Source organism: Mesorhizobium qingshengii, from assembly GCF_900103325.1.
In the GTDB taxonomy this organism is placed as follows: Bacteria; Pseudomonadota; Alphaproteobacteria; order Rhizobiales; family Rhizobiaceae; genus Mesorhizobium; species Mesorhizobium qingshengii.
In genome coordinates, this window is record NZ_FMXM01000013.1 from 78,795 (window position 1) to 91,645 (window position 12,851).

Consider the following 12,851-nt stretch of genomic DNA (forward strand, 5'->3'; position numbering starts at 1 on the left):
CGCGGCGGGTTCAGAGATCATTGGCGCAAATCAGCACCATATCTAAAACAATAGCACAATTGCCCTCACCGGACAACTCGATCGACACAAATCGAGCCCCGAGGATCGACTTTTCGACCGTCTGGTCATGAGCCGGCAATTGTGGAATCATCAGCCAGAGCTCATGGAATGATTCGCGTCGCCTTGTGGGAGAGGACGATGGACAGACCAACCATGGCATCCGTTTTCAGGATGCGGCACGCGCCAGCCACGGTTTCCGGTGTGCGCAGCACCGGCCAGGGCCAGGCCGATCCGATCATCCGCGTGCGCTCGCTCGGCGAAGCGATCCGCTTCGTCGCCAATGCCTTTCCCAACTATGATATCAGCGCCGTCGCCATCAGCCCTGGCGATCCGTCGATCCCGCGCCTCGGCAGCCTGGAAGCGAAGGCGCTGTGGCGCGAGTATGGCGAGCACTGGACGCGGGAATAGGCCGCCCTCGCCCATGCCCCGGCTCGGCCATCCCAGCCGAAGTCCCGCGCCATCCTCCGGATCGGAAACGCCGCTCGCGCGTTTCCAACCTAGCCACGGGAGCAATCGTCATGAATGTCGCCAATCTGCAACTCGAAGGCCTGCTCATGGCCGTCGCATCGATCAACCACGTGCTGGTTCGCAAGGGGGTGCTGACATCGGAGGAGATCGACATCGCCCTGCGCAAGGCCGAAGCCAGCGAAACCAGCCAGGAGCGATCAGGCGGCATGTCGGCGTCGAGCCGTGACGCCGTCAACTTTCCGATCCGGCTGCTGGAACTCGCCAATCAATGCCAGCCGGAGGCGGACATCCCCTCCTTTTCGAAACTTGCCCGCATGGTCGGCCAGATAAAGGAACCATACAACGACCAGATGTGAGGCCCAAACCCGCTCTCGCCAGGCCCCTCTCACGCCCGGCCCGGCCATCCCAGGTTCATTGCCAGCACCCTGCCCGGCCCGTGCACGGCGGCGAACAGAAGGCCGGCCAGGAAGGAAAAATGGTCGACGAAGAAGCCGAACTCCGCCTGGTTTCCGGCCCAGTGGCTCGGTCCGTGGAAGGCGAAGCCGAGGAACTGCACATAGGCCGCCGCGACCAGCGCCGCCTGCGTGAAGAAGGCGCCGCTCAGGAAGCACAGCACGAGCGCGACTTCCAGGATCGCCGCGCACCAGGCGAGCAACAGCGGGAACGGAAAGCCGGCGGCGGCGATGTAGCCCGCGGTCGCTTCCATGCCCATGAACTTGAAGGTCACCGCCATGAGGAAGACGGCGGCGAAGATCAGCCGGGCGACGAGAAGGGCCGCGGTCTGCCACGGCGATTGAGTGATGTCCGACATGCTGTCTCTCCAGGGTTGCAATGGATTTCGACCCAAGGACGGATGACCCGCGGCAAGTCCGACACCCGGCCTGAAACTTTTTGCCGGACATCTGCGGCACGATGGACCGGCTCACTGCGATGGCACTCGAACCTTGCCGCGACCCGCCCTGAACGCTATTTCCTGCAGGGGGTGCTTGATCTGTTGTGAGGGAGCCAGCGGATGGCGACGGTCCGGTATCTCGTCCGCGATGTCGAGTTGTCCATAGCATTTTACACGAAGCATCTGGGTTTCGCGTTGCAGCAGCAGTTCGGTCCGGCGATGGCCATCCTGAAGCGCGGCGACCTCACATTCTGGCTCGCGGGCCCCACGGCGTCGGCCGCGAGACCGATGCCGGATGGCCGCACGCCGGAGCCCGGCGGATGGAACCGCATCGTCCTCGAGGTTCAGGACTTGCCGGCGCACGCCGCCCGCATGCGCGAGGCCGGCGTGCCGTTCCGCAACGAGATCGTCGACGGCCCGGGCGGCCGCCAGATTCTGTGCGAAGACCCGTCCGGCAATGTGGTCGAGCTTTTTGAACCCAAGGCATGATGCTTTCCGGGCAGGAGAGCCCGGATCGTACCCTGGAACGTTGGCGCTCCGCCCTCAGTTCGCCGCCGGCGCCGGCGTGCCGAGATCGAGGAACGGCACCGTCGAGCCCGGGATCATCGATTTCGGCAACTGCCCGTCCCACTTCTCGGCCTTGGTCAGTTCGACCAGCAGCGGATTGTTGGCAAGGGCGGCGGCGCGCGCCTTGATCGCCTCGGCCGTCGCCTCGCCTTCGATCCTGGTCTTGTAGGCGCTGGCCTCGGCTTCCGCCTTGACGCTGTCGGCGCGGCCCTTGGCCTGCGTCACCGCGATGTCGGCCTTGATCTTTTCCTGCTGCAGGTTCTGCTCCTGCTTCTGCACTTCCACCTGCGCCGTCATCCTCGCCTCGACCGCCTGTTCATAGGCGTCGGAAAAGTCGATGTTCTCGACCTGCACGCTGTCGATCATCACCGGGCCGTCGGTCACCGCCGAAATGGCATCGGCGACATCCTTGTTGAACTTGGCGCGGTTCTGGATCACCGACACCGCGTCATACTGGCCGAACACCGTCTTGATTTCCTGCGGCGCCTTGCGGGCGATGACGCGGTCGGCCAGCGCCTCGATCGACCCGTAATTGATGTAGACGTTGCTGACCTCGGCGGCCGGCACGTGGAAGTTGACGGTGACGCGCATGTTGGCCGGCTGCTGGTCGCGCGAATAGGCCTGCATCGCCGGCAGGTTGCCGCAGTCGCTCTGGTTCTCGCAGCCCCATTTGATGACTTGCTGGCGCAGGCTGATCTTCTCGACGCGCTGCAGCCACGGCAATTTGAAATGCAGGCCGGGATCGACGACCGAGCTCAACGCGCCATTGGTCAGAAGCACGCCACGGTCGCCCTGGTCGATCGTGTACCAGGAACCCATGACGGCGGCGATCAGCGCCAGCACGATGGCCAGCGCGACGATGCCGCTGCCGATCGGACGCGAACCGGCGACGACATGCTGCTGGAGACGGTTCGAATTGCCTTGCGTGTCGGTCATTGCCCACCCCCATTATCCCTGTCCGATTCCGGACTTGCCTGAAATCATGACGCCAAGATTGCCGTGATGTCGAGTGTCCCGGCCTTTTGCTCCGGCCCATCGCAATGTCCAGGAAGCTAACGCCTTGAATCCATGCACAATGCCGGCAAAGGCCGATTTCGGTTTGCCGGCTGATGGTATAGTAACGCACCGCTCAGAGAGGAGGAATCGGACATGGCCAAGGCATTGACCATCGGCGCGCCGCGACATCCGGCGATGACCACCGCCTATGAACAGGAATGCAGGGACATGCTTGTCCCCCACCTCGACGCAGTGCTCGACAAGGCCGAGGCCGCTGGCTGGGACCGCGGGCAAGCCGCATCGGCGCTCATGTATCTTGCCGCGATGCGGCTGAAGCCCGCCTGAGGTTCCCGCCACCGCCCGGCGGCCTTCACGAACAATTAATGATCGCGAAACTTGTTCGTAACCAGCATCATGGTATTGTTAAGCTGGAACTAATGCAAAGCTGTGTCGATGCAGCTTGTTGGGTGGGTTGAGAGTTGGGCGCGAGCGTCAGGTTTGGGGCAAGATTCCATATCGTCCGGTCGACGGTGCTGGAGTGCAGCGGCTGCGGCGGCGCGGGCCAGGTCTTTCAATGTCCGCGCTGGACGAGTTCCAACGGCCATTGCTGTCCCGCCGGTACCCAGCAGCGCGGCTGCCCCGGCGTAAGCGCGCCCTGCGCCGACTGTGACGGCGGCCACCTTTCCGATATCGATCCGATGCAGCGGTCGGCTTGAACAAAGCCGGCTGAAGAGAGGCCCCTTCCCGGCGGGCATTTTTGTAATGCCCGTGGAACCCGCGACGCCGATGTGTGTTATGCTCTGTTGATCGCGAAATGGCGCGCCAACCACTGCGCGCACGCGTTTCTCCGGCAACAGAAAGCGAGGCCTGGAATGGCTGACGACAAAACCAAGACAAAGCAGGACCGCAAGCTGGTTTCCAGCGAGGAGCCTTACGAGGTTGCTGCCTTCGCCAGGAAATATGGCATTCCGCCGAGCGAAGCGCAGACCATCATCAAGCGCTATGGGCCATCGAGAAAGAAGCTCGACGCCTATATGGCCGCTCGGGGATAGAGCCTGCCCCATCCCGATGCGATCGGGGTGGGCGCCTGTCTCGGCGTTCGAGCAGCCGCGAGCCGTCAGTCCGAACCAGTCCCCCGCGACATCATGCGCGGGACCGGCAACCGATAGCGCGGCGGCGTACGGTCGACGGTCAGCGGCGCGCCGCCCGGAACAGGCCTTTTGTCAGCCTTTTCAGTCTGGCCGCGCGAGGCCTTCGAGACGCCGCGGCGCACGACTGAAATTTGATTTTCGAGCACGGAACCCTCCCCTGTTGCGTACGTTATTCGACGCTTCACAGTCCCGGAGACTTAAGCTTGAACGACAAGATGTTCCCAAAGCCCATCAGGTTGAAATTCGCCCCCGAGCGGGAGCGCGTCGTGCGTAGCGCCTGGGAAGGCCTGGAGTGCCTCGGCGACTGGCCGGCGGGCCAGGGCCGGCGGTACCGGGCGGCGTTGCGCAGCTGTCGCGATGCATTGGATGGCTGGACGCCGCCGGAAAAGGCGATGCGGGCGATGATCGACGCCGCGCGGGAAGCGCGGCTCCTCCACTAGCGGGAAAACAAGAGATGGCTGAACTGATGCTATCGCCGCCATTGCGGATCAAGCCACATGGCTCGGAGACGATCCGCGACGTCACCACGCTGAAGGATGCCAGCGAAATCCTGATCGATTGGCCCCATGCCAAGCGTGGCCCCTTCTATCAGGCGGCGCGCGAACAGGTTGAATCCGCGCTGGAAAGGCAGGTGCCGCACAGGCCCAGGAAGCTTTCGTAGCCCTCTGCAATCATGCGGGCGTGCTGGTTCGCTAGAGCGGTCATCGTTTCACGGAAACGCAGAGCCGCTCCATCTCTTTGTCTGACGCAATTCCCAAGGGAAGGCGCTGTGCGCTATTCCCGGCAAAACCGTTTCACACTTTTCCTGGAATTGCTCTCCGGAAAGCCATGAAAAAAGCAGGCGGGGCACAGTGCCTCGCCTGCTTTTTCGCGGTGAATCGGCCCTGACTACTGTTCTAGCGGATCGCCCTGTACAATCGGGTGGGTGGTCTCGAGCCCGAAGCCCTTCGGCGCCAGCAGCACCACCACGATCACGATGGCGATGGACGCAAGCAATGTTGCGGTACCGGCGATATCTCTCACGATCCGTCCTTTCAAATTCAACTCGTGACAGAAACGTTTCGTTCGGTGCGAAGGTTCCCGCCTGACGACGCGGTCGAAGAAACCGACTTCTACTGCGCGGGCGGCTGAGCCGGCACCTCGCCTGGCTTGATCACCGGCGTCTTGCCTTGGTCCGGAGCCGGAGCCGTCATCCCCTGGTCACCGGTGGCAGGCGGTTTCAGGACGCCGCCGCAATCACTGAGCGTCTCCGTCAGATCGCCGCCTGCAGGCTGCTGTTTGTTGCCTTGCTCTGGGGCCCGGCATTTGTCCGCCTGCGGCGACTGGCTGTCCTGCTGCGGATCCGTCTGGGCCGCGGCTGGCGCGGCCAATGCCAGCACCAGGCTGAACGGCACGATGGCGAGACGTCTCATCCAGGCCTCCTTTCCTGTCACGGCCGCCCGCGGCGGCCCTGCCTTCACAGGAACAACGCCTGCCGACGAAAAAGGTTGGCCATTTCCGCCCGCGCGGAAATCGGATCACGCCTCCGATGGATTTCTCCCCCGCCGTCGCCTGGCCGATGCCAGCCCTTCAAGGGCTGAAGGACGGATCTCTGTCGTCGACAGGCATTTCGTCGCCGAGTTGCGCAACGATGATCGATTCGAGCGGTGCCGTCAGCGACCAGCTGAGATGGCCAGGGCGACGTTCCAGCACCGCCGAACCGTTCAGCGATTGTGGCGAAACCCGCTGCAGGACGACGGTGCCGAAACCCTTGCGCGTGCTGTCGTCTTGCCGATCATCGGCAGGGACCGGCGAGGTTTCGTCCCACACGAGATGGATTTCCCGCTTGCCCGAAACGCCGGTGACGATCTGCCAGGTGATGTCGATCCTTCCGGCCTCCCCCGCCAGCGCGCCATATTTGGATGAGTTGGTCCCGAGCTCATGAAATGCCATGCCGAGATTTTGCACGGCGTTCGGCTGCAGGGTCAGAAGCGGTCCGGACAGCGATACCTGTTCCTCGTGGCAGAACGGCTTGAGGTGTTCCTGGATGAGGTCGAAGAGGCTGGCGCCTGCCCATTCCGAGTTCACCAGCAGATCGTGCGAACGCGACAGTGCCATGATGCGGGAGCGGACAAGCGCTTCGAACTCACGCGGATCGGTCGAGCGCTTGCTTGTCTCCCTGACCATCGAGAGGATCACCGCGAACTGGTTCTTGACGCGATGATTCACCTCCCGCAACAGCAGCCTGATGCGGCGTTCGCTCTCCTTGGTGGCCGTGATGTCGCGCGCGATCTTCGAAGCGCCGATGATCTCGCCCGATCCATTTCTGATCGGTGAGATGGTCAGCGACACGGCGATGGTCCCGCCGTCCTTGCGGCGCCGGATCGTTTCGTAGCTGGCCACGAGTTCGCCTTTGCGGACACGGCCGATGATGTCGGCCTCTTCATCCCTGAGGTGATCGGGAATGAGCATGAGCACCGATCGGCCGACAGCCTCCTCGGCAGAGTAGCCAAACATCCGCTGCGCCGCGCCGTTCCAGCTGGTGATGACGCTGTTCAGATCCTTGCTGATGATGGCGTCAAAGGAGGAATCGACGATCGCCGCCAGCCTTGCGTCGGCGGTGGCTTCGATCGGGCCATTCACGCTTGCCAATTCCGTCATTGCCCCCGACTTCCCTCGGTCACGCCCGGCCGCCTCGCGCCTTGCCGTCGCCCTCTCAAGCGTATTTCAGGCTTGCGTGATGGATTTTCACCCATCCCCTGCAATGCGGGCGGGACACTTTGGTTGCAATGGGGGAGCAACATTGCGCACTGACAAACCCGGATTCAACTTCAGAACCGGGTGGGCCTGGAAATGGCGTCGCCCGCGGTGTCGGATGATGGATCGATCGCAGCGTCTCGTTGCGGACATTGCTCGTATCTGTGGTCTCGGCCACCGCAGAAGGAACAGCACATGGCTTCGCGCTCGTCGCCGCCAGGCCACCATTTCGGCGTCTCGTAGGGTTTTCTGATGTCCATCCCCAGCAATGCGCGACGTGCCATTTGGTTGCGCCGCAAAAACAGCGCTTCCTGGCTGTTGCGGAACCGCTGGCCGGGATGCGAGTTTCCGGGGACACGCCCGTTCGAGGTAATCGCCATGCCCATCCGCCAGATTGTTCCTGTGACAGCAGCCATCATGCTGGCCGCGACAGGTCTTGCCAATGCCAGGCCCGACACGCGCACGATGGGTTGCGAGCAGCTTCGGCAACTGATCCAGAGCCATCGCGCCGTGGTGCTGACCACCGGTCCCAACACCTATGACCGCTATGTCAGGCAGTTCGGCAACGAATGCGACTGGCCGGAGGTGCCGATGCAGGCCTATGTCCCGACACTTGACGGTCACTGCCCGGTCTACCGCTGCGAGGAACCGGTCGCCAACTTCCCGGACTGATGTTGCCGCCGGAAGATGGCACGCGTTGATCCCGACGCGCGAACCGGCTAGGGGTGGTGCGTCTGCCAGCTTTTCCCGCTTCGTCTAATGGTAGGACAGCGCCCTTTGAAGGCGTGAATCGTGGTTCGAGCCCATGAGCGGGAACCAGACAAAGGCAGCGTTGTCCTGAACATTGGCGATCAAACGGGCGGCGACTTCAGCGACAGAATCACGAAGCGACGGGTGCCAGAAATTTGGTTTCGGGTCAGGCCGGAGCGGCGACGGCCGGTTACATTTTCCGAGCCATTATCCTGAGTACGCTTCCACACTCGAGGGCGCAGGTCGCAACCGCGGCAACTCCACATCGTATTTCCGCATCGAGAAGCCGCCCGGAATAAATGACGATCAGCCCAGCAAATGGCAGCCCCGGCCTGATCTTACCCCGCGGGTGTTTCTTCGGGTGGCGGCGTCAATACAGTGATGTCCATTCTCGCGATCTTCGATGCGGCATTACCTTGCGCGTCAGGATCGGTGTCGCCCGTTTCGGCAACCATTGCCTTGGCGCGATGTCCAACGCTGTCGGCGCTCTTGCCCGGCGCAAATCCTTCGCCCGTTTCCGGCTTTGCCGCTTTCAACTGGGTTTCCGGTACCTGCCGATGCTGACTTGCAATAGCCGAAACCATCGATCTCTCCCTTGGTGAGGGCATCAACATATCTGCCAGGGCTGTTGCGGGACTTACCACACGGAAAGCCCGCCACAGTGAGTCAGGGGGCCAAGGACAAGCCTACCCAGAATCCTAGGCCACCAGGGAACTGGCGGCGCGGTCGCGCGTTTTCTTGCATGCTCAAGAAGATCGCCTTTGCCGCCGTGCTGATCCAGGTTGCCGCCTTCTCGGCCCTCATAACGCAGACGGTGCTTTTCGCGTCTACGGCTACACAAGCTGCCAACGTTCAGGCCAGCGAACCTGTAGCGGTTACCGATATGGAATGCGCCAAGGCGACGTGGCCAAACATTCCCGGTAAATGCCTGGAGCGGATTCAAGCGAGGCAATAGAAGGCCCGCCACCAGCGGCGGCGGGCCGGGACGGCGGGATCAGTTTTCGGTCAGGACAGTCCTCTGGTTGGGGGTCACCGGATACGGCGAGCTCCGGTGCGTACATTTTGCATGAGCTCCGAATGTTGGTGAGAGTGGCGTAGTCCGCGCGGCGTTGATCGGCGGTCGCAGTCGGCCCGAATGGTCCGGCAAAGCAGGCATTCCGCGATCACACCATAACCGCATCTCGCCGGCTCGCGCATATTGCGATTGCGGCGGACCCGATGTCCGCTTGGCCGGCGTCCCCCAAAGCCCACCCCCGATCCCAACTGGCGCCGGCCATTTTCTCCGCTACTGGAGAAGCTCCTAACCGGACACGCTGGCGCGAGTTCCAGAAGCGGCGGGCCGTCCCCGGGATGACAGGGACTTGCAGGGGGCGCTAGCCCTTGCGGAGCAAAGCTAGTGCGATTGCGGTACCAAAACATACTGGCCCGCTGTGAGGCACATTGCCCTACAGATCAGTAGGCCACTCACACCAATGGGTCGGATGAATGTCCAGGACGATGCCGGTTACGGCGTCCTTCCAACCTTCGCGCGCTTTAATGCAGGGAAACGCGAGCGCGTGCTCTCCCTCGTCAAGGACGGCGACTTTCAAGTCGCAATCGAACGGAGCGCTCAGGATTGGCTTCCACGTCACTTCACGCTCGGCAATATGAGCCAAGCCCGTCCTGATCTTAGTCATTTCTGGATCTTCCGAGCCTTGGCGCACTGATTGATCTGAGCCTCCTCTGACAAAGACCCCATGCCGCTGCCGGGGCAACAAAGGGTGCCGGCGCGTCCGCGTTGGGCGGGGGCTGGGACGGACGCGCCGTGTTCACCGACAACGCCGTACCCATCTTGCCGAAGAACACGACCGGGGGGTCCGTCAATTACCCCGGCAGTCATGTCGTTGCTTCAAGACGGTCTTAGGGCTGCAGGTCCGGTCCGGAGGGTTGGACCAACTCAAAATCTAACACAGGGGCAAATGGCTCGACTGTTCCATACGGAACAGGTGCCTCAAAGGTCCCTGCCCCTGAGGTGAGGATTGTCGTGCAGGACCACGTTCAGCAGAGAGTTATGAACCTTCAAATCTCCATTGTATTCGATGAACCCGAGCTTGCGGAACTTGTTCATGAAGGTGCTCACACGCGACCTGGTGGTGCCGACCATCTCGGCGAGCGTCTCCTGGCTTACCTTGGCTATGACAGTTTGCGGGTCTCCCTCCTTGCCAAAATTTGCCATCAGAAGCAGCAACCTCGCCAGACGCTTCTCGCTCGAATTGAAAAGCTGGTCCACCAAGTCCTCTTCGACGCGGGCGTTCCTCGCCAGCAGGTATGATATGAACATCTCAGAGAACTTCGGCTCCTCACGGAGCACCCGCGTGATGGATGCTTTATCAATCCGCGTGACGACGCTGTCCACCATCGCGGAGACTGTAGCCAACCGTAACGGCTGGCCGGACAAGCAGCCTTCGCCGAAGAAGTCTCCGCTCTCGTGGAGAGCGACGATCGCTTCCTTGCCCTGCTCTGATACGATGCAGACCTTGACCTTGCCTTTCTGGACGTAGAAGACGGAATCCGCCGGGTCGCCCTGCGAATAGACAGTCTCATTCTTTTGATACGTCGCCACGGTCCTTCCGCCGTCCACCGTATTGAGGAAGGCGTTCACATTGAAAGGGTGCTTGTCAGCCTTGGCCACGACGGGTCTCCATTCGGTAAGGTGATATTCTAACGCAGGCCGCGTCGGGAAATCACCTGGATTGATGAAGGCAGCTCGCCTCGGCAAATGCCGCTGTGGCAATGGCAACGACATAATGTCCATGACCGCCAGTCAGCCCGGCATATCGATGGTGATGGGGCAACACCATCGATACGCCGTTTGCCATTCGAATGCTCGGAACGGCAATGCGTCCTGGCCGCCGTCCCACAGCGGGGAAGTGGCCCCATCGTCCTTTTGGCCCTCCGCTCGCGGACTATGCCGGCACCCCACCGCGACCCGATTTTGCCCCAGTCATCCAGGGTAACGCGGTGGAAACGGGCTCGAGGATTTTGACCGATCTGGCAAACCCGGCGAACGCGTCGCGGGCCACGGAAAGCGACACGTGACCGTCATGGGCGCGCTGACAGGCCCGAAGCGCGGTCTGATAGATCGGTCCCCGCCGGCTCTCGGGCCACCGTTCCAGGAACTCGAATGCGTCGGCCAGACTTCCAATTTCCTCGACGACAAACTGCCCGTTCTTGACCAGAACGGGCCGCTCGAAAATCCTGCCGTTCATAGACTCCTCCATCCGTTGAACGAGTTTTTGAGACGAACTGCCCCGGCTTGACGCAGCCGTGGGCGCAAAAAAATATGATAAGCGGGATTATGGCTGTCAAGAACTGACTCATCGTCATCGCAAGGGATGAATCCAGCGGGTTAACCGCCCCTCTGACAACATTCGAACCATCGAACTGATTGGCCTTGAGGGCACGGCAAAAGATCACTTGGCCTGGGCGCTCGGGCCGAATTGTTGGCGAATGCTACCTGCCGTCGATCGAAGGAACGCATCTTCCTGCGATCCGTTGTCAAGCATGACCCAACAATTCGGCGGAGTGCCAATCAAAGGCATTCACGGCGTTCGCGTCGTTCGAAATCTCTTCGAAATGAATGACATTCTGACCGACGGCAACTGGCCCTCCAACGGCCCCAAATTTCTCGCCGCGCTGTCGGCCCTCATCGAGCAACGCGTCGGCCGATGCAGTCCAAAACAGGTACGTATTGCCTTCATCAGCGCGGCGATAGAAGCCGACGTGCTTCCCGACGCCTTCATGGAAAATTGAAAGCCGCCCCCTGCACGTCAGGCCGCGCGAGGCGAAATAAAGCAGGCTGGCAATCGAGGCCAACACCATAATCGACGAGGGTGTAGCTCGCCGGGGCAACCCCAACCCTCCCCAGCGAGCCTGTCGCTCCGGTACAGCGAACAATGGAGCAACTACTGCTCTACGAAATGAAGCGCCACTAAGTCGCAGAGCTCCGCCGACAGCGAAATTGCAACTATTCCGCGCCGTCGGTGGGCAGGATTCCATAGTCCTGCGACTTGAGCCCCTGCTCCGCCGTCAGGAAGCCGTCCGAGGCAAGGCCGCGCCGCAACAACTCCCTGACCGCGGCCGAGCGGCTCGGCATGCGCCTGTCGAAGCGCCAGTTTTCCAGAGCCGCCAGTTCATCCGAAGTCAGCATGATCTGCAGTCGTTCCGGGCGTTCCAATTCAGCCATGCGCGCTTCCTCGCTCAAGACCAAGAATACGTTGAGTTAGTATCTAACTCATTCAGCTCAAAATTAGGGAATTCCTCATAATGCGTCAAGACCCTGCGACGCGTGAAGAACGCATCACGCACAGGATAGGCATCAAGCGTCGCCCTCGCATTTTGATAACTATGCTAACTAGTTGATTTATTTGAACAATATTTATATTGTTACTTGCCACCACGCAGTGCCGGACGCAAGGTGGAATCTGAAAAGAAAACCATTCCCCCTGGGAGGTTTCGATGCGATATGATTACTCGGCGCTCCTGCGCGATGACGTGACTTCGACGGTCCACAGGGCGTTCAAGACAGCGGGCATCGTCAACATCACCACGGTGGCGGAGCAGGTCAGGGTCAGGAATCTGGCCGAGAATGTCGCCCTCGAGGACATCGAACACCTGGTCCTGCAGGCGGCACAACTCATTGGCGCGGCAATCGAATTCGACGGCCTGGGCAGCGACTTTCCTCCGCTCGGAGATGGCCTCGTCGAGGATGGTGACGAGCATGCAACCGGCCCGCTCGATTTCCCTCAACCAACCTCGATTCAATAGTCAAGCGACGAAGCCGGCACGCCCGGGCGAACGCTTGGTGTCTGCCGGCGTGGAACAAGCCTGGTCTTCGGAAATTACCATGTCGTCTTGAAAGCGGAGGACGTCGTGAAAGGCCTGCGCAGTCTCCTTGTCGAAATGTCTTCGAACTGGCTAAAGCGCCGCAAGGCACAAGCGCCCGTCGACGTGAAGACGGTCGACGTGAAGACGGTCAAAGCCGCTCCCCGCCTCGCCGAACGGACGACAAGGCAGCGTCCAGTCCACAAGCCCAAACCGAAATCCGCCCGCGATGTCGCCTCCAATATGTGAGTGAGTGCGCAAGGAGGTCGAAGCGGCCTGATATGCCGTCTTCCCAGTCGGCTTCGAACGATCGCCTTCGCTTCTGACGGACGTCGGCGTCCTCACGCCACAGTGATCGGCAGGCATGA

Annotated in this window: 24 protein-coding genes and 1 tRNA gene; 13 read left to right on the forward strand and 12 right to left on the reverse strand. The window is 61.4% G+C overall.

Features of this window, described 5'->3' with window-relative positions; translation table 11 throughout:
• Positions 1-198: 198 nt before the first annotated feature.
• Together BLS48_RS20590 and BLS48_RS20595 are read left to right on the forward strand one after the other, a co-directional pair.
• Positions 199-468, forward strand: coding sequence for a hypothetical protein (locus BLS48_RS20590; protein WP_091581626.1), 270 nt, complete (start codon positions 199-201; stop codon positions 466-468).
• Between the two features lie 110 nt (positions 469-578).
• Positions 579-884, forward strand: coding sequence for a hypothetical protein (locus tag BLS48_RS20595; RefSeq protein ID WP_091581310.1), 306 nt, complete (start codon positions 579-581; stop codon positions 882-884).
• Between the two features lie 29 nt (positions 885-913).
• On the opposite strand, the gene BLS48_RS20600 is transcribed toward BLS48_RS20595, so the two are convergent.
• The gene (locus BLS48_RS20600) at positions 914-1,339 is read right to left on the reverse strand and encodes a DoxX family protein (protein ID WP_091581313.1); all 426 of its coding nucleotides are present in this window, start codon (positions 1,337-1,339) and stop codon (positions 914-916) included.
• A 201-nt stretch (positions 1,340-1,540) separates the two neighbouring features.
• On the opposite strand from BLS48_RS20600, the gene BLS48_RS20605 reads away from it, so the two are divergent.
• Positions 1,541-1,909 carry a VOC family protein gene (locus BLS48_RS20605; protein ID WP_091581315.1) on the forward strand — a complete coding sequence of 123 codons (369 nt, stop codon included), beginning with the start codon at positions 1,541-1,543 and terminating at the stop codon, positions 1,907-1,909.
• 54 nt (positions 1,910-1,963) lie between these two features.
• On the opposite strand, the gene BLS48_RS20610 is transcribed toward BLS48_RS20605, so the two are convergent.
• Positions 1,964-2,923: a prohibitin family protein gene (locus BLS48_RS20610; protein WP_091581318.1), complete on the reverse strand. Its 960-nt coding sequence runs from the start codon at positions 2,921-2,923 to the stop codon at positions 1,964-1,966.
• Positions 2,924-3,136: 213 nt separating this feature from the next.
• On the opposite strand from BLS48_RS20610, the gene BLS48_RS20615 reads away from it, so the two are divergent.
• A complete protein-coding gene (locus BLS48_RS20615; RefSeq protein WP_091581321.1) occupies positions 3,137-3,328 on the forward strand; it encodes a hypothetical protein in 192 nt (63 codons plus the stop codon).
• Positions 3,329-3,855: 527 nt separating this feature from the next.
• Positions 3,856-4,035, forward strand: coding sequence for a DUF3606 domain-containing protein (locus BLS48_RS20620; RefSeq protein WP_091581323.1), 180 nt, complete (start codon positions 3,856-3,858; stop codon positions 4,033-4,035).
• 65 nt (positions 4,036-4,100) lie between these two features.
• Here the strand turns inward: BLS48_RS20620 and BLS48_RS20625 are convergent, their stop codons facing one another.
• Positions 4,101-4,280 (reverse strand): hypothetical protein, encoded by a 180-nt coding sequence (locus tag BLS48_RS20625; protein WP_091581326.1) that lies wholly within the window; start codon positions 4,278-4,280, stop codon positions 4,101-4,103.
• 57 nt (positions 4,281-4,337) lie between these two features.
• Here BLS48_RS20625 and BLS48_RS20630 point away from each other — a divergent pair, with 57 nt between their 5' ends.
• A complete protein-coding gene (locus BLS48_RS20630) occupies positions 4,338-4,574 on the forward strand; it encodes a DUF982 domain-containing protein (protein ID WP_091581329.1) in 237 nt (78 codons plus the stop codon).
• 14 nt (positions 4,575-4,588) lie between these two features.
• The gene (locus BLS48_RS20635; protein ID WP_244529721.1) at positions 4,589-4,795 is read left to right on the forward strand and encodes a DUF982 domain-containing protein; all 207 of its coding nucleotides are present in this window, start codon (positions 4,589-4,591) and stop codon (positions 4,793-4,795) included.
• A gap of 227 nt (positions 4,796-5,022) precedes the next feature.
• Here the strand turns inward: BLS48_RS20635 and BLS48_RS36590 are convergent, their stop codons facing one another.
• The 4 genes from BLS48_RS36590 to BLS48_RS35030 all read right to left on the reverse strand — a co-directional run bounded on the left by BLS48_RS36590 (position 5,023) and on the right by BLS48_RS35030 (position 7,256).
• Complete coding sequence (locus BLS48_RS36590) at positions 5,023-5,157, reverse strand: hypothetical protein (RefSeq protein ID WP_280142535.1); 135 nt, start codon at positions 5,155-5,157, stop codon at positions 5,023-5,025.
• An 89-nt stretch (positions 5,158-5,246) separates the two neighbouring features.
• Positions 5,247-5,546, reverse strand: coding sequence for a hypothetical protein (locus BLS48_RS20640; RefSeq protein ID WP_091581630.1), 300 nt, complete (start codon positions 5,544-5,546; stop codon positions 5,247-5,249).
• Positions 5,547-5,703: 157 nt separating this feature from the next.
• Complete coding sequence (locus tag BLS48_RS20645; protein ID WP_091581331.1) at positions 5,704-6,774, reverse strand: sensor histidine kinase; 1,071 nt, start codon at positions 6,772-6,774, stop codon at positions 5,704-5,706.
• A gap of 170 nt (positions 6,775-6,944) precedes the next feature.
• A complete protein-coding gene (locus tag BLS48_RS35030) occupies positions 6,945-7,256 on the reverse strand; it encodes a hypothetical protein (RefSeq protein WP_143019449.1) in 312 nt (103 codons plus the stop codon).
• Here BLS48_RS35030 and BLS48_RS20650 point away from each other — a divergent pair.
• Both BLS48_RS20650 and BLS48_RS20655 read left to right on the forward strand, forming a co-directional pair.
• Entirely contained in the window at positions 7,249-7,542 is a 294-nt protein-coding gene (locus tag BLS48_RS20650; protein ID WP_091581634.1) for a hypothetical protein, read from the forward strand. The two genes, BLS48_RS35030 and BLS48_RS20650, sit on opposite strands and share 8 nt — an antisense overlap.
• A 73-nt stretch (positions 7,543-7,615) precedes the next feature.
• Positions 7,616-7,689, forward strand: a tRNA-Gln gene (locus tag BLS48_RS20655).
• A 269-nt stretch (positions 7,690-7,958) separates the two neighbouring features.
• Here the strand turns inward: BLS48_RS20655 and BLS48_RS20660 are convergent.
• Positions 7,959-8,204, reverse strand: coding sequence for a hypothetical protein (locus tag BLS48_RS20660; protein ID WP_091581334.1), 246 nt, complete (start codon positions 8,202-8,204; stop codon positions 7,959-7,961).
• 158 nt (positions 8,205-8,362) lie between these two features.
• Here BLS48_RS20660 and BLS48_RS20665 point away from each other — a divergent pair, with 158 nt between their 5' ends.
• Positions 8,363-8,575 (forward strand): hypothetical protein, encoded by a 213-nt coding sequence (locus BLS48_RS20665; RefSeq protein ID WP_091581337.1) that lies wholly within the window; start codon positions 8,363-8,365, stop codon positions 8,573-8,575.
• 490 nt (positions 8,576-9,065) lie between these two features.
• Here the strand turns inward: BLS48_RS20665 and BLS48_RS20670 are convergent, their stop codons facing one another.
• The 3 genes from BLS48_RS20670 to BLS48_RS20680 form a co-directional block, all read right to left on the reverse strand.
• Positions 9,066-9,296, reverse strand: coding sequence for a hypothetical protein (locus BLS48_RS20670; RefSeq protein ID WP_091581340.1), 231 nt, complete (start codon positions 9,294-9,296; stop codon positions 9,066-9,068).
• Between the two features lie 314 nt (positions 9,297-9,610).
• The gene (locus BLS48_RS20675; protein WP_244529722.1) at positions 9,611-10,291 is read right to left on the reverse strand and encodes a Crp/Fnr family transcriptional regulator; all 681 of its coding nucleotides are present in this window, start codon (positions 10,289-10,291) and stop codon (positions 9,611-9,613) included.
• 274 nt (positions 10,292-10,565) lie between these two features.
• Positions 10,566-10,868: a DUF982 domain-containing protein gene (locus BLS48_RS20680; RefSeq protein ID WP_091581639.1), complete on the reverse strand. Its 303-nt coding sequence runs from the start codon at positions 10,866-10,868 to the stop codon at positions 10,566-10,568.
• A 295-nt stretch (positions 10,869-11,163) separates the two neighbouring features.
• On the opposite strand from BLS48_RS20680, the gene BLS48_RS20685 reads away from it, so the two are divergent.
• Positions 11,164-11,412, forward strand: coding sequence for a DUF982 domain-containing protein (locus BLS48_RS20685; protein ID WP_167365170.1), 249 nt, complete (start codon positions 11,164-11,166; stop codon positions 11,410-11,412).
• 214 nt (positions 11,413-11,626) lie between these two features.
• Here the strand turns inward: BLS48_RS20685 and BLS48_RS20690 are convergent, their stop codons facing one another.
• Entirely contained in the window at positions 11,627-11,845 is a 219-nt protein-coding gene (locus tag BLS48_RS20690; protein ID WP_091581642.1) for a ribbon-helix-helix protein, CopG family, read from the reverse strand.
• A 272-nt stretch (positions 11,846-12,117) separates the two neighbouring features.
• Here BLS48_RS20690 and BLS48_RS20695 point away from each other — a divergent pair, with 272 nt between their 5' ends.
• Together BLS48_RS20695 and BLS48_RS20700 are read left to right on the forward strand one after the other, a co-directional pair.
• On the forward strand, positions 12,118-12,426 hold the full coding sequence (locus tag BLS48_RS20695) for a hypothetical protein (RefSeq protein ID WP_091581345.1): 309 nt from the start codon (positions 12,118-12,120) through the stop codon (positions 12,424-12,426).
• Between the two features lie 105 nt (positions 12,427-12,531).
• A complete protein-coding gene (locus BLS48_RS20700) occupies positions 12,532-12,732 on the forward strand; it encodes a hypothetical protein (RefSeq protein ID WP_167365171.1) in 201 nt (66 codons plus the stop codon).
• The last annotated feature ends 119 nt before the right edge of the window (positions 12,733-12,851 follow it).